Here is a 19,547-nt window from a genome sequence, read left to right on the forward strand (position 1 = left end):
GTTGCCTTTTTATTATTTTAAACAAACTTTAATTATTCAGGTTGCAACCAGAGAGAAGCTATTTCCGAATCGACTTGAAGGACTCTGTCTGCTGTGTAATGCCCTTCTCCGCCGCAAAGCGCTCGATGCTGGACGCGCCAAAGAATCCATCGATTCCCTTCGTTCTCTCAATGACATAAGCCGCATCCTCCGGCTCTGCAATGGGTCCACCGTGGCAAATAATCATGATTTCCGGGTTCACAGCCCGACCGGCTTCAATAATTGCCTCGATTCGTTCTACACAGTCGTCCAGTGTCAGCGCTGTTTTTGCACCAATGGAGCCCTTGGTCGTCAAGCCCATATGCGCAACCAAAATGTCAGCCCCTGCCTCCGCCATGGCCTTTGCCTGAGCAGGATCAAAAACATACGGAGTGGTCAACAGATCCAATTCATGGGCGATGCGGATCATTTCTACCTCCAGATCGTACCCCATACCGGTTTCCTCCAGGTTTTGTCTGAACACCCCGTCAATTAAACCAACGGTTGGGAAGTTCTGAACACCGCTGAAGCCCTGCTCCTTCAGTTGCTTCAGATATACCTCCATTATTCGAAAAGGGTCGGTGCCACATACCCCTGCCAGAACAGGCGTATGCTTGACGACGGGCAGTACCTCGGCTCCCATCTCAACGACAATTTGATTGGCATCTCCATAGGAGAGCAAGCCCGCCAACGAGCCGCGACCCGCCATTCTGTACCGACCGGAATTGTATACGATTAGCATATCTGCTCCGCCCGCTTCACTGCTTTTGGCCGTTATGCCTGTACCTGCACCGACACCCAGTAGAATTTTACCCTGCTTTACCTCTTTCCTGAATTTGTCCATAATTTCTGATCTGTTCAGCTTATTCATTTCGTATATCCTCCTTATTGGATTCATTAGGAATTGCATGCATGAGAGTGATCAGCTTTTGTGCTGCAGCCTCTGCAAAGGCTGGATCGTTGATGGTGCAGTCCATTTCAATCACTTCAACAATCGAGCGGTCGACATGCTGGCGCAGGGTATCAAACAACATCCGGTCTTCTTCCGGTCCGTAGAAAGGCTGCCCCTCCACATCAATTGCGGAAATACCTCTAAGCGGCAGCATGAGCACGGTGCTTTCTTTTGCCAGATTCAGCTTCTCCGCAATCTTCCTGCCAATCTGTTCATTCTCTTCCACCGTGGTTCTCATCAGGGTTACCGTCGGATTATGCTGATAAAATTTATGATCCTTGAATTTCTCCGGCACAGTATCTGTCGGCCCAAAATTGCACATGTCCAAGGCGCCCACCGAGATCACCTGCGGAATGCGATGGTGTCCTGCAGCCTCCAAGCGATTCGGCCCCGCATTCAAGACACCGCCGATGATTTCATCCGCCCACTCCGTCGTCGTCAAGTCCAATACCCCTTCAATGAAGCCTGCTTCAATCAACGCCTCCATCGACTGCCCTCCGATGCCCGTGGCGTGGAACACGAGCACCTCGTAGCCCCGCTCCTCCAAATATTTTCTTGCCGCTGTGACACATGGCGTTGTCACTCCGAACATCGTGGCTGCAACCAGCGGTTTCTTATCCGGTTTGTGCGTATGCTCAAACTTGAGCATACCCGCCATCGCAAATAACGCATTTGTAAATATTTTCGTAGAAATCGAATTCAATCCTGCTACATCCACCACGGATGGAATCATGACAATATCACTCGTGCCTACGTATGGAGCAGTGTTGCCAGATGCAACGGTCGATACCATCACCTTCGGAACACCAATTGGCAGAGCTCTCATGGCTGGTGTAACCAGTGAGGTTCCGCCAGTGCCACCAAAGGAAATGATTCCGTCAAATTTACCCTGCTTGTATAACTGTGGTACCAGCTTTTTTAATCCTATGGACAAAACCTCTGTAGCCAAAGCCCGATCCTTCTTTGCCGCAAGTTCCTCTATGACCATGCCTGCGGCGTGTGCCACTTCCCGATTGGACACATCCGGAACAAAGGACGGCTCGAATACGCCTGTATGGATCATCAAGGTCCCCAACCCAAGTTCCTCTGCAATGCTCTTGATGTACAGGTATTCATCACCCTTCGTATCAAACGTACCAATGATTGCGACGGTCTTCATTCCATGGCCTCCTCGTATGACTCATATAGAACAAAAGCTCGATCGCAGGCAGCAGTCTGATTTTTCTCTAACAGAAAAACCAGTACGATCGCTATAGCTTCATCATACTGGTCCTGTTTAGTTATGAAAACGCTTTTATGTTCTATGTTTTTGTGTTTAGGTTAGATCTGTACTGCTTGGGAGAACAGCCCTTAAGCTTTTTAAACATTTTGCTGAATTGAGCATAATTAGGATACCCTACCATGCCGGCCACCTCGGATAATTGAAGCTGCGGTGCATGAAGAAGCGTAACGGCTTTATTTATGCGAAAGCTCACCAGATAGGTCTGAAAGCTGCAGCCAACTTCCTTTTTAAACAAACTGCTCAAATAGCTTCGGGAAACATGAGCCACTTTGGCCAGATCCGAAAAAACAATTTCACTGTTGTAGTTTTGTGCTACATATTCTTTGACAAACTCAACGTAATCATAATGCTTGGTGATGCCTTTCAGCATTTTAACCATAAAATCGTCCTCATCCAGATTACCCAGTCGTTTAAAATCGCGAGTAATTGACATGATGGACTTCTCCGAAGGAATTCGTTCAAAAGCAGACCCGCCAATATAGCCCATAATGTCTGTATTGTTGCTATACATGTACTGGACATCAACTGGCGTCTTGACCGGACCTCCGTAAATCATCTTGATCACATCCGGATTAAGCTGGTTGCAGGTATCAAAAATACGCAACGCCTTTGATTTGGCCGCCTCTAAGGATACAACCTTCCGTGCGCCCAATAATCCACCTTCAGTCAGGCCGAGATGAGCACAGATTACATCTGCCCCCGCCTCAATCATTTTGGCCGCCTGAAGTTCATCAAATACAAACGCCACCGTAAACAACTCCTGTCGATGAGCCAGGCGTATGGCCTCAACCTCTATGTCATAGCTGATCCCGTCCTCCTCCAGAGCCTCCCTGAACAGCCCGTCCATTAAGCCGACTGTAGGGTAGTTGTTGACCCCCGAAAAGCCTCTTTCTTTGATTTCCTTCATGTATTCAGCCACTTCTATAGTTGGATCATTCGCATTCAGTCCAAAGAGTACGGGAGAATGCCTCACCAGCGGCACAATTTCTCTTGACGCAAAATCCATCACCATATCATTACTGTTGCAAAACGGTAAAAAGCCCGCCAGAGAGCTTCTCCCCATCTGGCGAAACCTGCCGGAGTTCAGCATTAATATAAAATCCGCTCCGCTCTGAGCTGCATACTTGGCTGTAATCCCTGTGCCTGTCGAGACACCGATGATGTGATTACCCTCGCGCAGCTCTGATTGAAGACGCTCCAGTATGACTGTTCTGTTCAAGCCCCATCCGCTCCTCATCACAATTTAACAACTGTAGTTTTTGTTCCTCAATATTATTATTGTACCTTAAAGTTATGAAGCAATTAATTGGTTAAGCGGAATCAAAAAAGCCGATTTCCCAGTTGGGAAATCGACCTAAAAAGAGAAGCGCTCATTCAATTCATTTCATTAAAGTGTGACAATAATCGGACCATTTTTAGTCAGGATAATCGTATGCTCCAATTGAGCTACATAGCTTTTTTCTGTAGCAAATGTCCAATTGTCTTCTTTTTGGAATACTTCTTCTTCTAAGGTTGAGATAAATGGTTCGAATGCAATAACCATACCTTCCTTTAATAATTCATCATCCGAAGTATCGTTATAATTATAAATATGGTTAGGTGCTTCGTGTATATTACGTCCAACACCATGTCCTGTAAGGTTTTTAATAACCGTTAATTCATGCTGTCTAGCTGTTTGGAATACGGCTTTCCCAATTCCACTTTTTTTGGAACCGGGTTTTGCTTTTTTAAGGCCGGCTTCAAATGCTTCTTTAACGACTTCACATATTTTCGTTAACACTTCTTCTCCTTCGCCTACTACAAACGAAATTCCTGTATCTGCGAAATAACCGTTCTTTGAGCCAGAAACATCTATATTTACGAGATCCCCTTCATGAATAACCCGTTGCCCCGGAATACCATGTGCGACTTCTTCATTAACACTAATACATGTAAAGCCAGGAAAATCATATTCACTTTTTGGAGCTGAAACTGCGCCTTCTTTCTCAAAAAGCTCCCCAGCTATATCATCAAGCTCCTTCGTCGTTATGCCAGGAATGGTTCTTTGCACCAACTCATCTCGAATTAAGGCAACAATTCTGCCAATTTCCTTCAAACCATTAAAGTCTTCTTCTGTTTTTGCAATCATTTTTCCTACCTCACTATCTTTAATCGTCAATTAACTGTATAAGCTGAAACACACATTAGATAATCATATCTAAAGGGGCAAAGCTTCGCAACTTTTTTTAAATCGTCGTGCTCAATTCCCACTAACACATTTCGTAGTTTTACGACCAAAACCAAAGAGCCAGGCGGCACATATGCCGCCTAGCTCTTTGGTCTTTTTACATCGTAACTCTATTTACTTAGCAAGGCATTAGCCTTCTTCGCCGCTTCAGCTACAGCTGCCTCAGCCGACACGGAAGAATCAACAACCGCGCGAAGAATCTCATTTTTGATCATCTCACCAATCTCTGGATAAACCTTCTGCATCGGACGTGGACCTGCATATTCCAGTTGGTCAACCGCCACCTTGAACAGCGGCTTTTCCTCATAAAGCTTCTTCATTTCATCGCTTTCCACTGCACTGATGCGGCTAGGCAAATATCCTGTGAAGGAGCTTGCATAAATCGTTTGCTCTTTGGAAGTCATCCACTTGATGAACTTCCATGCTGCCTCCTGTTTTTCTGGAGACAGGCCAGAAGTCATAACCAGATTGGCACCGCCTGTCGGCACACCGTACGTTTCATTCGCAGGCATAAATGTCGTTCCCAATTCAAAGCCTTGATCTTCTGCAACCTTCATATTATTGGTCAGGTCCGCAGTTGAGGAGAACAGCATCGCTGAACGTTGATTGTGGAAATCCGTTTTCGCTTGCGTACCGGCATCATCAGTCGTACCAATGCTCATAATGCCTTCTTCCTTCATTTTCAGCCACAGCTTCACAGGCTCAATTCCGGTTTCATTATTGAACGCCGCGCTTTTTCCATCTTCACTGATCATCGTTCCTCCACTCTGTCTCACAAAAGCCTCATAGAACCAAATATCGACAGGCATGGAGATGCCGTAGCGCTGATCCTTAATCGTTAGCTTGCGAGCATAATCTTCAAATTCCGCCCAATTCTTGGGTCCAGCTGGATCAAGTCCCGCCTCCTTCAGCATCGTACGATTAAAGTACAGGATCGGTGTGCTGCGTAAATAAGGGAGAGCATACAGTTTATCATTCACATAGGAATTACCCATGAGCCCTGGAATGAAATCCTCCATATCTAGCTGATCCTTCTCAACAAAAGAAGTCAACTCCTGCGTCATGCCCGATTCGGCAAACACACCGACTGAAGAGATTTCATTTTGCCATACTTCGGGAGCATTGCCTGCTGCAAAAGCAGCCTGTGCTTTAGAGTGCTGATCTGCATACGTCCCCTGATATTCAGCCTTCACAATGACTTCATCTTGGGATTCGTTAAACATTTTAACCAAGTTTTCATTGTTCTCGGCGATCTTGTCCCCCCATGAGTACCAATATGTAATCTCTATGGGTTTGTTGGCCGCGCCATTCGAACTACCAGAAGCAGCATTATCGGTTGAACCAGCGGAGTTGGAATCACCGCAAGCAGTTACAGAAAGCGCAAGCGTTGCCGCTAACAAAATAGAACCAAATTTTTTCATGGATAAATCCTCCTGTTAAATTAATTATTTTACACCCGAATAGACAAATGCTTTAATAATTTGACGTTGTCCAAATAAGAAAACAATAAGAATTGGAACGACCAAAATCATGTTTCCAGCCATCAAAATGTGCCAGGCAGCTCCTCCGTCCACCTCGCGCAGCTTAGAGATCCCAATCGGAAGTGTTCTTGCTGCATCGGAGGTTGTCATCACGAGCGGCCAGAAGTAATCATTCCAGTGTGCAATAAAGCTGAACAATGCAAAGGTGACCAGCGTAGGACGGGCCATCGGCACCATAATTTTGAGAATGATTTTCCATTCTGGCGTTTGGTCAAGCCGTGCCGCTTCAATAAGCTCTTCCTGTACTTGCTTGAATGACTGCCTGAGCATGAATATGCCAAAGGCACTGGAAGAGAAGGGCAGAATGAGTGCCAGCAGATTATTAATGAGTCCCCACTTGCTCATCAGCAAATACACAGGCAGGAAAATGAGCTGACCCGGGATCATCAAGGTCACCATCGTTATCCCGAATAACAGCTTGTCTCCTTTGAAGGAGTATCTTGCAAACGCATAGGCTGCCAATATAATGGTCGTGAATTGAAGAATGAGTATACTGACCGATACCACAACGCTGTTCATTAGATATTTCAAAAAAGGCCCCGATTCCCACGCCGCTTGGAAATTACTCCACATCACCTTGGAGGGAATCCATTTGGGTGGAAAGATCACCGTCTCCGGGTAAGACTTCAATGATGTTGAAATCATCCATAGAAAAGGGATTGCAAAAATCGCAACCAATGCGATCGTGGCAGTAATATTCAGGATACGCAGCAATGACTTCCTTGCCATGACATTTCCCTTCTCCTCTCTATTGGTAGTGAACCTTGCGGCTCAGCAACTTGAAGTAGACCAGCGTAAGCAAACCGACGACAACGAGCAGGATCGCTCCCGCTGCCGAAGCGTAACCAATCTTGAAGTAGCGGAATCCATACTCGTAGATGTAGAAGACGAGCGTGTTGGTTGAATTGATCGGACCCCCGTTGGTCATAATGGCAATCGTCTCAAACACTTGGAATGAACTGATCAAATTAATGATAATTAAGAAAAACAGGGTCGGCGAAAGCATGGGCAGCGTAATCTTGTAGAACTTCCGCCACCAATTGGCCTCGTCCAGAGCTGAAGCCTCATACACATCCTTAGGAATACTTTGGAGACCAGCGATGAAGATGAGCGCGTTGTAGCCCACACCTTTCCAGACCGAAACAAGCACAAGAGACAGCAATGAACTGTCGGGACTGCTCAACCATGCCAACTTTGGTAATCCAACCATATCAAGCAAACCGTTAAGCAGACCGAATTTGGGATCCATCAGCCACATCCACACTAGTGAAACAGAGACAAGTGAAACAATATGTGGACTGAAAAGTGCTCCCTGCACAAACCCGTACCATGCCCCTTCCCGATTCAGCCATATCGCAAGCAGAAGCGAAATCACAATGGATAAGGATACGGATAGAAGCGTATAGTTCAAGGAATTGCTCAGCACCTGAAGAAATTCATTATCCTTAAACAGCTCGATAAAGTTGTTAAAGCCCACAAACTCCTTGACCGGATTAATGAAATCCCAGTTGTAAAAGCTCAAGAAGATCATATAGAAGATCGGATAGATGAAAAAAATGGAGAACACTACGATGGAGGGAGCCACCATGGCATAGGGACGAAGCCTGGACCAAACGGTCATGAATAGTTCCCTCCCAGGACAATAAGCTCTCCGACTTCGGCCCGCTCATGCTGGCGGGCGCGCACACCACCCCGGTCAAAATAGTACAGGTCCTGCATAGGCACGGAGATGTACACCTCGGAGGCTGACTCCAACGGCTTCAAAAAGCTCTTCACCGAGACAAGACCAAGCGCGGAATCCAGTTGATAGATGATTTCTGCTCCCAGTGTCTCGCGTGTCAGGATGCGAGCCGGGAACTGCAATTGTCCGGGCTGCGGCCTGTTCTCAGTCGTCATCGTTGCCTTCTCCGGACGGAAGCCAAGCTGCCCAATTTCGTCATGAAGCTGCCCATGTAGCAAAGGCAGGATACGTTCACGATCAATCACATTCATCGGTGGTGTGCCGATAAACTGGGCTGTGAAAACATTATCCGGATCATCGTAGATTTTCATTGGACTATCCGCTTGTTGAATACGTCCTTTATTCATAATGACGATACGGTCTCCCATCGACATGGCCTCAACCTGGTCATGAGTAACAAAGACAAAGGTTGCACCGAGTCGTTTGTGAAGCTGAATTAACTCCGTTCGCATCTGATGGCGAAGCTTGGCATCCAGATTGGACAATGGCTCGTCCATCAGAAAAACCCCTGGATTCTTAACCATGGCCCGAGCTAGGGCAACCCGCTGACGCTGACCTCCAGACAGAGCCTGCGGCTTCTTGTGCAAATACTCGGCTAGGCCGACGACCTCGGTGATCTCCTTAACGAGACGTTCTCGTTCAGGCCGAGGCACCTTGCGGTTCACTAATCCAAATTCGATGTTTTCCTTGACTGTCATCATTGGATATAGTGCATAGTTTTGAAATACCATGGCAATATTTCGCTTGCCCGGCTCCACTCCATTGACACAATGGTCTCCGATCCAAATTTCACCGCCCGACTCCTTATCAAGTCCTGCGATCATGCGGAGTGTCGTCGATTTTCCACAGCCGGACGGGCCAACCAATACCGTAAATGACCCATCCTCAATGGTCAGATTGAGACCTTCGATGACTTTATCCTGCTTGAAGCTTTTTTCAATCTGCTTCAGTACAATTTGTGCCATGCCAATCACTCACTCCTTCTTCATTATTGTGCGGCCGACGTTAATTGAACGGTCAACAGAAGGTCGCGCTCTTCTCCCAGTGCATCCGCAACAGGGCCAAACCCAGGCGTATCACGACAAAAGCTCTGAATATCATGATTAAGATCAGCATCCTGTATAAGCCGGTGAGTTATGGTTACCTCGTTCTCATGAACTTCAATAACGCGGTATGCTGGCACATCGAGACAAGCTGCCGTCTGTACATAATGCCAATTTCCTTGCTTCACGATTGAGTTCATGTGATTATGCCCGCAAAAATAGATGCCTCCTTGTGGCAGACTATTGATCATGTCTTTTAGTTCATCCTGAGGACGAATGTACAGCTTATCGAGCGTCGAGCGGGCAGTGGTATCAAATACCGGATGATGCCCAAAAAGGAGAACTTGCTTCTGATGAGAATCGGTAAGCTGAGCTTTAAGCCATGTCAGCTGCTCTTCGTTCAACTCTCCTCCCCAATCCGAACGGTTCATTTCCTTGGTCGTATCCAAAAAAATCAGTTTGGCGTGAGGCGTATCTACGGCTCGATAGCATGGCTGACCTGTAAGCGTGGAAATTTCATGCTTGGGCAATGAATACGTATCATGATTGCCGAGCACATGAATGAAGCTCCGTTCACTTTTCGCAAGAATAGAGTAAATCGATCGGAGTTCCTGAGCCGTTCCTTCATGCGTTAAATCCCCAATAGAGATATGAAAGTCCGCCTCCTCCTTCAGAAAAGCTTTGAGCATATGCTCGTATGCCCGGACTCTTGCAGCCTTCACTTCTTCTGTCCCGTGACTCATGCTTGAATAGTGAAGATCGCCAAGTAACGCCAGACGCATAAACGCCACCTCCATATTTTTTTGGTCACCTTGCCGCTTAAGCCTTCTCTACCTGCAACACATTTAAAGTCTTTGAATGGACCTGCTGCTCCATGATGCATTCGTTGAGGGAAGGCCATATATAATCCGGAACGATATCTGTCTTTGCGATATCCTCTCTTGATGAGATACCCGTAAGCACGAGCGCAGTCTTCATCCCATTCTGTTGTCCAAATAAAATGTCTGTTTCCAGCCGATCGCCTATCATGAGGCATCTGCTGCGATCCACATCCAAAAGCTGGAGCGCCTTCTCTGCATAATAGCGAGAGGGCTTGCCAATCACGACCGATGCTTTCTGCTGGCTAGCCGCCTCGATCGAGCTTAGAATCGCTCCGGTGTCCGGGATGATATCCCCTGGAACGGGGCAGCAATTGTCCGGATTAGTTGCGAGCAGAGCTGCTCCATGGCGTACTGCTTTTGCCGCCCGATGAAGCTTATCATAATGAAATTCCCGATCCATTCCGACCAACACATGCGTGGATTGATTGGGATCCTCGGTAATTGCTATCCCGATTGCCCGAAGTTCTCTTCGCAAAGCCTCCTCCCCTACAATCAGCACCTTGGCGTCCGGCGCATGCTCTGCAAAATACATTCCCGACACATAGCCGGCGGTCAGAATTTCATCAGGCTGGCACGAAATGCCCAAACTCAGCAGCCGCTTGTAGCAATCCTCCTTGGTAAGAACAGGAGTATTGGTAAGGAACAACAGACGTTTGCCTCGTGACCGCAAGCTGCTTATAAAGCGATTTACGCCAGGCAGTCTCATCTGGCCAATATAGATTGTTCCGTCCAAATCAAAGCAATAAGCATCGTAAGCATATAAATCCTCCATAACCGTACGCCTGCCCGCTCACAATGAGCTGGACAACTCCAATACATCGATGAAGCATTCCAGTTCGTCTGTACAGACCCATACGGACGGATACTCCTGAAATTTCTTCATGACGGAAGTCTCATTAATTGTCCAAGCCATCAGTTGAATTCCCAATTCTTTACATTGTTGAATGTAATGCTCGGTCACAAAGGCATGGTGTATGGACAAGAATGTCGCCCCCATTTCTTGAGACCAGTCAAGAATAGCCTTCGAACAGCCAAAGGTGATGAGACCGATGCGTACATCGCCTGAACGTTGCCTGATTTTCTCCAGAGCATCAAAATCAAATGACGTAATAACCACCTGATTCAGCATGTCGAATTCCTCAATCACTTCAAGAACCCTTTCCTCCAGCTGAGGGTAATAGTTTCCCATCTGCTTCAGCTCAATGTTAAGTTGAATCTTACCCTTTAAAGTTCGAAGTACCTCTTCCAGGGATGGAATATGCTCCGCTTGCTCCATTTCTAAAGATTGCAGCTCCGAAGCTGTGTAATCGACCACCCTACCCGTTCCATTGGTCATACGGTCAAGTGTATGGTCATGAATGACAACCGGAATTCCATCCTTGCTGAGATGTACATCGAGTTCCAGATGTGTGAACCCAAGCTCTACCGCCTTTAAAAAGGAGGAAATCGTATTTTCAGGATACTTTTTTGGATAACCGCGATGAGCAACTCCTTGAATTATCATGTTTTGTTACCTCCTGTTTGTATTTTTTGGACAACACAAAAAACCCAGCAGCAAATCACCCTCCTTCAACATCAAGGTTGTATTGATTTACTTACCACCGGGTTTTCTCGTCGTCTCCACCCAAGGATAAATGTATGAAATTAATTCCAGAATTTCTCGTGTCCTACGGAAACAAAATCTGCTCCGCTCTTTAATGCTTGTTGTATTTCTTCCTCGTGCCGGATAAGGCCTCCCACAATCAAAGGCTGTGTGATGCGTTCTGTCAGTTCTTGAATGACTCGAGGCATAAGCCCTGGCATCAGTTCAACCTCATCCGGCTTGTAACTCATAATCATACGAACCGCTGTCGTTATGGCTGCTGTATCAATGGCGAATATGCGCTGAATGCTTAAGATGCCCGCTTGCTTTGCGGCAGAAACCGCGTTGCTCTTCGTCGTTACGATTCCGTCCACTTTAAACACATCAGCAAGATATTGAATGGCAGAGGCATCTCGTCCAATCCCGGATACCATCTCCGTATGCACATATACCTGTTTACCGCTTTGATGCAGACTGTCTATGATCGAACCAAGATTGGTTATGTTCCCTGTCATCAAAATAACTCGTTTCACATCACTTGCTATAGCTTGTGAAATCTGTTCATCTACCGTGATGGAGGCTATGATCGGATAATTCTTCATGAGTCTGTCCTCATTCCCTCGTTTGTCATCTTAAATGTTAAAGCGTAAATATTCGTGATGTATCATCTTTATGTAAACGGGTTGTTAATTTCAGGTTATCTATTGGCACGATCATCGTTTCAAAAAATAAGCCGCTAAATGCTTTGCACTTAGCGGCTTTCTACTAACATAACAGTTGCTCATCTACAGATCTCTAGTTATTAATGATTCTGCAAAGTGATACGGTAATCATGCTCTTCTGCACCCCGTTTATATCTTCGCCTTCTCCTCCTCTGCCATCGACCGGATGTAGAAAGCACCCAGCACCGAACAAAGCAGGAATGAGAAGAACGCGATCGCCGCGGCTTGTTCGCGCTCCTGAAAGACGCTGAACACCTGCTGCATGGAGACACCCAGCATCTGCGGAGAATTGGCTCCGATGAGGTAGGGCGCGGTGAACGAGCCAATCACTCCCATGAAGACAAAGGTCAGGGCGACAAGAAATGTCTTGTACGACAGCGGGAAAATGAACCGTGTAAACAGCGTCAGTTTGCCTACGCCCACATCCTTAGCACTCTCAATAACCGACGAAGGAATGCCCGAGAGCGCGGAACTGAGCAGCATCGTCGTAAATGGAATGTTAAACCATAAGTTTGCGATGATGATTCCTTTTTCGTCAAAAATGATGCGCGGCAGCGTAATCCCGACCACCTCAAGCATACGGGCAAGCCAGCCGTGGTTACCAAGCAGGTTGATCAGGCCGTAGGTGGCGATGACACCAGGGATAAACAGCGGGATCATGTACGTTTTACGAATCAAATTGACAATTGGCCCCTGGTTGAAGCGCATGTAAATCGCCAGCGTGTAGCTTACCAATATCACGGCAACACACGTAATGGCGGTCACCCGAAGCGTAAAAACGATATTGCTCCGCATCCCCTTATCCGTGAACAGATACGTATAGCGGCTCAGATCGTATCCACCCGAACCGTTACTCAGGCTCATGATAAAGGATTGCACGATCGGGATAATAACGACGATCAGCAGGATGGCGAAGGAGGGGAGCACCATCGCCAGGCCCGTAATCGACTGTCTGGCTTCCTTACTCATTTCGCGGCAACGTCGCTCTGCCAGCGTTTGTTAATCTCCGTGCCCAGATCCCCGATGTTGAACGTGCGGAAGCCTTCGGCCACACCGTCGAACTTATCTTGCATTTCCTGCGACATGTTGGAGAGCTCAATACCCGGGAAGCCGTTCATTTTGTCCACGATGACCTCCTGTGCTTCGGGGGACAGGACGAAATTCAGGAACTCGTTGATTTCTTCCTTCTTGTCTGACTCCTGGTTGACCATCAGGTAAGTCGGCCCACCGTTGAATCCCGGTGTTATCTGCTGCATCTTGATCGTATCTGGCAACAAGCCTTCGTTCAGCTGCTGCAGCACCATGTCCGACCAAGCTGGAATTAAGGATACTTCACCATTCATCAACAGATCCAGTGTGCCCTGGTTTTTCTTCGGATAGATGCCCTTCCCGTAAACATACGGTCCGATCTCTTTGAGGGTATCAAAGCCGCCGTTCCACTTCTCCATTATTGCCGGATCAGAGTTGTGAATGTCTTCTTCTGGCAGATCCTTATAGACGATCGTCTGGACGAAAGAGCTGCCTGAACCGCCCGTTGACGGGTCGTTATACGCGAACTGCTCGGGATTGGCTTTGATCCATTCCAGCAGCTCGTCCAGTGTAGTTGGCGGATTGGAGATTTTACTGCTGTCATAGGCCAGAACAACGGCTGAAGAACGATACGGCACTGCGAAGTTGTCCACATCCTTCATCGTGTCTGCGTTGACTTTGCTCAGGTTCGGAATGTCTTTCTCGTTCAGCTGTGTCCAAATCCCGTCCTTTGTGCCCTGCGCGACGTAGTTGATGCCGTCCTCGTACAGGTCGATATCTCCTGAGCCCTTGCCAGCCTTCTTAGCGGCCACGATCCGGTCGTAGGTCGGCTCAGCGCCGGTACCAGACGGGATGTAGACCAGATTCACATCGATATCCGGATGCTCTTTCTCGAACATCGGCTCCAGCGAATCCCACAGGTCCTTGACGTTTTGTGAGCCAGTAAAATAGAAGTTAAAAGATACCGGATTACCCGATGCCGCAGCATTTCCATCGGTGGAACTGCTTGTATTCTCACTTCCGCTTCCACACCCGGCCAGCAGTGACATGGACAATCCCACAACAGTCAACAATGATACAAATGGCTTCTTCAAACGCATATCATTCATCCTCCTCAGTTCGATTCAGCGACCGGGAATCCGGTCATTTTCGATATCGAGATCCCAACGTCTTTTCCTACCTGCAGCTGCTCAACGAATTCCTTGTTCAGAAAAGCACGTATGATGCCGAATTCCATCAGTTCCACGGTAACTTCCGCGTAATGTCCCAGAATCATCACCTGCTTGACCTTGCCTGCCAAAATACCTTCACCCATTGTGGTACTGCTCACCTGAACATCTTCTGGCCGGACCGCCGCCGTCACCTGTCCGCTTAGCCCCTTCTCGTTCGGTAGGCTAAGACTTCCAATGTGTATACTCTCCCCTTCAGCCACCCCCTTCAAGAAATTCATTTTGCCGATAAAACCGGCGACATACAAGGAAGCCGGCTCATCGTAAATCTTCTGCGGCTGAGCAATCTGCTCGATGTGCCCATGATTCATGACGATAATGCGGTCAGATAACGATAGTGCTTCTTCCTGATCATGCGTGACAAAGACCATCGTGAGACCCGTCTTCATTTGGATCTCGCGCAGTTCTTCGCGCATTTCGTGCCGCAGCTTGGCGTCCAGTGCCGAGAAAGGCTCGTCCAACAGCAGTACCGCCGGGTTGAGCAGCAGGGATCGAGCCAGCGCAACCCGCTGCTGCTGTCCGCCCGAAAGCTCGGCCGGATACTTTTTCCCGAAGCCCGACAGCCGGACCAGCTTGAGCGCATCCTCGACCGCCGTGCGGATCTCTGCCTTCGGCATTTTGCGGATCTTCAGGCCGAACGCCAGATTGTCGTATACCGACATATGTGACCACAGATTATAGCTCTGGAACACCATCGAGGTCGGCCGTTTCTCCGGTGGAAGCTGAATGACACTCTTGCCCTCGATCAAGATGTCACCGGAGTCCGGCTCCAGAAACCCCCCGATGCTCCGTAGCACGGTGGTTTTGCCGCACCCCGAAGGACCCAGAAGAGTGACTAGCTCGCCTTTTTCGATATCAATGTTGATGCCGCTGACCCCGTCACCGGTTTTGTAGCGTTTGGCTAACTCTCGTACAGACAACTGCATGCTTCTGCCTCCTTTTGCCCCGGTATAGTGACCGAAACATTTCTATTTCATTTGAAAACCGCTCGCCAGCACGTCCGCGCTCACCAGCCGCTGGGCTGCTACCAGCAAGATAATGGTCGGCAGCGTCAGGATGATCGAGAATACGGCCCCGGCACTGCTCGGAAAATCGGAAATGATGGAATACATGACGATTGGCATTGTTTTGTAATCAGGAATGCCGACCAGGAAGGTCCCCTGCGCTTCGTCTAGCGAATTCAGGAACGTGAAGATCGAAGCGACCACGATGCCCGGCATTGCCATTGGCAGTGTGATGCTGCGAAAAACTTTGAACGGGCTCGCCCCAACGTCTCGTGCCGATTCCTCCTGTGCACGGTGCACGTTGCGGAAAGCAGACGTTGGAATCCAGGTCATGAACATCAACACGTTGATCATATGGATCAGTACAACGCCGAGCAGCGTATTCATCAGGCCAATCCGGTAGAAAAGGACTGCGATGGAGACGTACAACCCCATTTTCGGAAAGGCGTGTGTCAGCAGGAACGAAAACAGGAACATCCGCTTCAGCGGAAACTGGAGTCTTGCGAAGGCGTACGCTGCTGGGATGCAAACGACGATAGACAGCAGAGTCACCAGGGTGGCAATGAGGAATGACAGTGATATCGACGAGACGATATCGTCCTTCGCCAGTACGAACTCCCACCATTTGAAACCCCATACCTGGGGCAGAATGTCCGGATAATTCCACTTTTCGCTAAAAGCAAGTACAAGCAGGTTGACCAGCGGACCCGCGAAAAAAACGGCGAACACGGTCAGTAGCACAAATTCGATAATTCTTCTTGGGCCTACGTGTTTCCAGTACCACAACATGTCCCATCCTCCTTTCCATTTGTCGATTGACGAACGATCACTTCGCTTTCGTATTCAATCAGGCGCGGCACGCTCCCCTCGCCGCTGATCAGGCGGTCCAGAATGGATACCGCGTCTCGGCCTATACCGGACGCATCCACACTGACAGTCGTCAGCGACGGGTGATACATCCCCGCCACTTCGGTATTATCGTAACCCATTACGGACACTTCCTCCGGGATGCGGACGCCGCGCTCCATCAGCACTTTCATGGCGCCCAGTGCCAGCATGTCATTGGTGCTAAACAGAGCGCTATATCCTCCCTCCAGGAATGCCGCATAGTGCTCCTCCATCAGCTTCCGGCCTGAATCGAAACTGGATTCCGAAGACTGAGCGACGGTAAACCCTTCTTGGCCGGAACAAACGCCAAGGGATTCGAGTCGCTTGCGGAAGCCCGCCAGTCGCAATGAGTGGCTCCGATGCTCACCCGGTCCGGCGATGATGAAGAATTTGCGGTGTCCACATGCATACAGATGTTCTGCCGCCCGTTCTCCGCCGGCTTCGTCGTTGCTCACAAGATGCACCACATCCGGATCCTCGGTCGATCCGTTCACCATCAGGTAAGGGATATTGAAGTTCTTGACGTAATCGATGACATTTTTCTGCAACCTGCTGACCAGAATGAGTCCATCGACCCGCTGCTCCAGCATATAATCGGTGGAGCGCAGCGACATCTCCCGGTCGGTCTTCAGGAAGATCGAGTAGCCCAGTGCTTCAGCAGCCATCAGAATCTCGTCGATGATTCTGCCGTACAATGTGTGGGATACGATCGGCAGCCTGTCGCGAAAAACGATGACTCCGATGTTGTGAGTCCGCTTCGCGACCATCGCTCGGGCGACGGCGCTCGGCTTGTAACGAAGCTGCTCGACCGCCTTAAGCACGCGTTCCCTGACTTCCGGACTCGCGTATCCATTTCCGGAGATGACCCGAGATGCGGTAGATTTCGATACGCCGGCCAACTGTGCCAGCTCCCGCAGACTATGATTCAGTTTATTGTCCAATCCCTATTCTCCTCTGCACATTCCATTTCTCCCCGGACGGCGATCAACTTCGCCGGATCGCGGGTTGTTATCGAATTGACGCCCCACTGCGCAAGTCGCCGCATGTCGTCCGCCTCCGTAACTGTCCAGACGTAGAGATCCAGACCATTCCCCCTTACCGCTTCCATTAGTTCTGGCCGCACTGCCTGATACGGTACGTTAAGCCCGAAGCAGCCGGCTTCGCGGCCTTCTGCGCAGGCCTGGAGCATGGCCTCGTCGTAAGGCAGACTTCCGAAGCTTTGCATGTTCACATTAAGCAGCCTGCGGATGTGCGGAGCGTAGCGACCGACTTTGACCGCCGTCCCATAATTGCAGCCGCTGAGAAACACCATTTCGGTCATACCCATCCGTTCGACCAGGATGGACACGGGCTCGAGGGCGCTGTCCGTTTTGATATCGAGATTCATGATTTTACCGGCTTCCCGGATCTGCCCAAGCACATCCTGAAGGGTCGGAATTGGCACCGACAAGCTGGCATTCAACTCTTTCAACGTTAATTCTGCTAGGCTGCCGCGGCTTCCATCCGCCAAGGCAATATCGTCATCATGTGCGAGCACCGGTACGCCGTCCCGAGTCGACCGGATATCATCTTCGTAAATATCCGCGCCAACTGTCAGAGCTGCCTGAAGCGACTCATAAGAATGATCGGGATGCCCCATGCAGCCGGTGTGGGCCGTGACCAGCGGAAATTTGTTCATCGCGGGTATCCTCCTTCTTCGAAATAGATCGCATTGGTAAAAGCGATTCGAACATAAGCGCCTTGCACGGTTCCCCACAACTCGGAGCGAATCCACCTGCGGGGAATATCAGGAGCGCATTCCGTCAGTTGGGCTTCGAACTGCATCATCTGTCCGTCTGATGAAAAGGGTACTTCCAGAATTAGTTCCTCGCCCAGATTGGAGCACAGCTTCAATCTGCAGACCTGCGTCGGCAGCGACCACAGTCCGGCGCGGACCGAGAAGTCCAGCGTCAAGTTCACCTGGATCGGCTGCGCTGCGGCTTCCGGTCTCTCGACTACCGATGGAACCGTAGAGCCGATTGGATAGTCAGAACCACCAGCGTTTAGCTTCAAGGTCAGCAGAGGACCTATGGTTACGGAAGCGCGCCCTTCCCGCAGCGCCTGAATCAGGGTTTCTTCATGTAAGGGTAGAGATACCGAACCACCACTCTCCTCAACTGCGTTGTCCTCGATACCGAGGTATGTGACCGATATCGGCTCTTCCGTTTCGACCTGCGCATGCCAGTCCCGGCCCGAAGTGGCGGCGATCCGATACCCTTCATTCAACTTTTGTGTCCACAGATCAAATGCCCGCCGATTGTTCGTTTGGATGGAAGGGAACGTTCCGGACCAGACTTCGATATAATCCACGACGGACCAATTTCCGATCTCGTATTCCCAGAAGCACCCGGTACAGGCCGGACTGCCGATGCGAAACGGATGGGCAAGCCCGGCAATTCCGCCGAGCCGATGTACGGCTTCAATCCCCTCATCGATCCTGTCCCGATCTACTTGACGCCAGTCGGCAAAAGCGCTTAATCCTATCGTCACCATATGACCGTAAAAGGTCGTCCACTCCATGCCGGGAATAATTCGAAGTCCGTATTTCCGCTCCAGTTCTTCTTTGCCGATCAGGCCGGACATCGTATTATGGTCGGTCAGCGCGATGGCGTCGAAGCCCAGATTGGCCGCCCCTGCCGCCAGCTCCTCCAGCGTCTGGCTGCCGTCGCTGTGCAGTGTATGTGTATGCAGTTCGCAGGCGAGCCATTTCATACGATGTCCTCCTCCGTCGTCCAGATTTGCAGCCGGTAATCACAGATATCTGTCACGATACAGTGCAGGCTGAGTGTGACGCTCCAGGAGCCGGGAACCAGCTCACCCGGCATGAGGCCGGGTGAAGCATCTCGCTCCGATACGAACAACTCCTGCACTTCATCCTGACGATGGCACGCTCCGCGATATCCCCGCGCGTCGTCCAGCGAAAGTGTGATCAAATTTTTCAGGGGGAGGTGCCTGTCGGCATTCTCCATTGCGAATTCCCGATTTTCCGGCAAAATGTATAAGTCATAACTATTCTTAAGTAGCTGCAGCGCCTTCTCCCGATTCTCGAGCATCTTCGGCGCATATTGTAATCGCAGGTTCAGCTTCCCACAGCCCTCGTTTAACTCAAAAGGAATGCGGATATGTGTCTTTGAATCCTCAGGAGACGCATATCCTTGTAGATCCAGCAGCTCCATTACGCCGCACCGCCTTTCATCTTTTCGTTGTCTTCGCACGGCTTTCGTGATGCAAAGTTGGATGAGTGTGGGACCGTTCCCACATCTATCACTTATGTTACGGGAAAAAAATTAGACCCGTATCTGCATCATGTTAATGTTCTGTAAATACAAAAAAGACCGATCTTCTATTAAAAGAAGATTGGTCATCTTA

General features: G+C 49.2%; 20 protein-coding genes. All 20 read right to left on the minus strand.

What is annotated here, in order from left to right; translation table 11 throughout:
* Window positions 1-58 precede the first annotated feature (58 nt).
* The 20 genes from P5G61_RS17125 to P5G61_RS17220 all read right to left on the minus strand — a co-directional run bounded on the left by P5G61_RS17125 (window position 59) and on the right by P5G61_RS17220 (window position 19,393).
* Window positions 59-889: a phosphoenolpyruvate hydrolase family protein gene (locus tag P5G61_RS17125; RefSeq protein WP_024633315.1), complete on the minus strand. Its 831-nt coding sequence runs from the start codon at window positions 887-889 to the stop codon at window positions 59-61.
* Complete coding sequence (locus tag P5G61_RS17130; protein WP_301247634.1) at window positions 882-2,129, minus strand: Tm-1-like ATP-binding domain-containing protein; 1,248 nt, start codon at window positions 2,127-2,129, stop codon at window positions 882-884. The genes P5G61_RS17125 and P5G61_RS17130 overlap by 8 nt, the downstream gene beginning before the upstream one ends.
* Before the next feature lie 142 nt (window positions 2,130-2,271).
* Complete coding sequence (locus P5G61_RS17135) at window positions 2,272-3,471, minus strand: phosphoenolpyruvate hydrolase family protein (protein ID WP_301247635.1); 1,200 nt, start codon at window positions 3,469-3,471, stop codon at window positions 2,272-2,274.
* A 168-nt stretch (window positions 3,472-3,639) separates the two neighbouring features.
* Window positions 3,640-4,380: a type I methionyl aminopeptidase gene (map, locus tag P5G61_RS17140; protein ID WP_301247636.1), complete on the minus strand. Its 741-nt coding sequence runs from the start codon at window positions 4,378-4,380 to the stop codon at window positions 3,640-3,642.
* Window positions 4,381-4,589: 209 nt separating this feature from the next.
* Window positions 4,590-5,900 carry an ABC transporter substrate-binding protein gene (locus tag P5G61_RS17145; RefSeq protein ID WP_301247637.1) on the minus strand — a complete coding sequence of 437 codons (1,311 nt, stop codon included), beginning with the start codon at window positions 5,898-5,900 and terminating at the stop codon, window positions 4,590-4,592.
* 24 nt (window positions 5,901-5,924) lie between these two features.
* Entirely contained in the window at window positions 5,925-6,749 is an 825-nt protein-coding gene (locus tag P5G61_RS17150; RefSeq protein ID WP_301247638.1) for a carbohydrate ABC transporter permease, read from the minus strand.
* A 19-nt stretch (window positions 6,750-6,768) separates the two neighbouring features.
* Window positions 6,769-7,641: a carbohydrate ABC transporter permease gene (locus P5G61_RS17155; RefSeq protein WP_301247639.1), complete on the minus strand. Its 873-nt coding sequence runs from the start codon at window positions 7,639-7,641 to the stop codon at window positions 6,769-6,771.
* Entirely contained in the window at window positions 7,638-8,726 is a 1,089-nt protein-coding gene (locus P5G61_RS17160) for an ABC transporter ATP-binding protein (RefSeq protein ID WP_301247640.1), read from the minus strand. Before P5G61_RS17160 ends, P5G61_RS17155 begins: the two co-directional genes overlap by 4 nt.
* Before the next feature lie 23 nt (window positions 8,727-8,749).
* Complete coding sequence (locus P5G61_RS17165; protein WP_301247641.1) at window positions 8,750-9,601, minus strand: metallophosphoesterase family protein; 852 nt, start codon at window positions 9,599-9,601, stop codon at window positions 8,750-8,752.
* A 22-nt stretch (window positions 9,602-9,623) separates the two neighbouring features.
* Window positions 9,624-10,457, minus strand: a complete 834-nt coding sequence (locus P5G61_RS17170) for an HAD-IIA family hydrolase (protein ID WP_301247642.1) — start codon at window positions 10,455-10,457, stop codon at window positions 9,624-9,626.
* Between the two features lie 18 nt (window positions 10,458-10,475).
* Complete coding sequence (locus P5G61_RS17175) at window positions 10,476-11,189, minus strand: glycerophosphodiester phosphodiesterase (protein ID WP_301247643.1); 714 nt, start codon at window positions 11,187-11,189, stop codon at window positions 10,476-10,478.
* A 140-nt stretch (window positions 11,190-11,329) separates the two neighbouring features.
* Window positions 11,330-11,869, minus strand: a complete 540-nt coding sequence (locus P5G61_RS17180; protein WP_301247644.1) for a glycerol-3-phosphate responsive antiterminator — start codon at window positions 11,867-11,869, stop codon at window positions 11,330-11,332.
* A 249-nt stretch (window positions 11,870-12,118) separates the two neighbouring features.
* Window positions 12,119-12,958, minus strand: coding sequence for an ABC transporter permease (locus P5G61_RS17185; protein WP_024633301.1), 840 nt, complete (start codon window positions 12,956-12,958; stop codon window positions 12,119-12,121).
* Window positions 12,955-14,118, minus strand: a complete 1,164-nt coding sequence (locus P5G61_RS17190) for an extracellular solute-binding protein (protein ID WP_301247645.1) — start codon at window positions 14,116-14,118, stop codon at window positions 12,955-12,957. Before P5G61_RS17190 ends, P5G61_RS17185 begins: the two co-directional genes overlap by 4 nt.
* A gap of 14 nt (window positions 14,119-14,132) precedes the next feature.
* Complete coding sequence (locus tag P5G61_RS17195; RefSeq protein WP_024633299.1) at window positions 14,133-15,173, minus strand: ABC transporter ATP-binding protein; 1,041 nt, start codon at window positions 15,171-15,173, stop codon at window positions 14,133-14,135.
* Between the two features lie 42 nt (window positions 15,174-15,215).
* Window positions 15,216-16,040, minus strand: coding sequence for an ABC transporter permease (locus P5G61_RS17200; RefSeq protein ID WP_024633298.1), 825 nt, complete (start codon window positions 16,038-16,040; stop codon window positions 15,216-15,218).
* Entirely contained in the window at window positions 16,016-17,080 is a 1,065-nt protein-coding gene (locus P5G61_RS17205) for a LacI family DNA-binding transcriptional regulator (protein WP_301247646.1), read from the minus strand. Before P5G61_RS17205 ends, P5G61_RS17200 begins: the two co-directional genes overlap by 25 nt.
* The gene (locus P5G61_RS17210; RefSeq protein ID WP_301247647.1) at window positions 17,065-17,817 is read right to left on the minus strand and encodes a glycerophosphodiester phosphodiesterase; all 753 of its coding nucleotides are present in this window, start codon (window positions 17,815-17,817) and stop codon (window positions 17,065-17,067) included. Before P5G61_RS17210 ends, P5G61_RS17205 begins: the two co-directional genes overlap by 16 nt.
* The gene (locus tag P5G61_RS17215) at window positions 17,814-18,890 is read right to left on the minus strand and encodes a CehA/McbA family metallohydrolase (RefSeq protein ID WP_301247648.1); all 1,077 of its coding nucleotides are present in this window, start codon (window positions 18,888-18,890) and stop codon (window positions 17,814-17,816) included. Before P5G61_RS17215 ends, P5G61_RS17210 begins: the two co-directional genes overlap by 4 nt.
* Complete coding sequence (locus tag P5G61_RS17220; protein WP_301247649.1) at window positions 18,887-19,393, minus strand: hypothetical protein; 507 nt, start codon at window positions 19,391-19,393, stop codon at window positions 18,887-18,889. The genes P5G61_RS17215 and P5G61_RS17220 overlap by 4 nt, the downstream gene beginning before the upstream one ends.
* Window positions 19,394-19,547: the final 154 nt, after the last annotated feature.

The organism is Paenibacillus vandeheii, assembly GCF_030433635.1.
In the GTDB taxonomy this organism is placed as follows: domain Bacteria; phylum Bacillota; class Bacilli; order Paenibacillales; family Paenibacillaceae; genus Paenibacillus; species Paenibacillus vandeheii.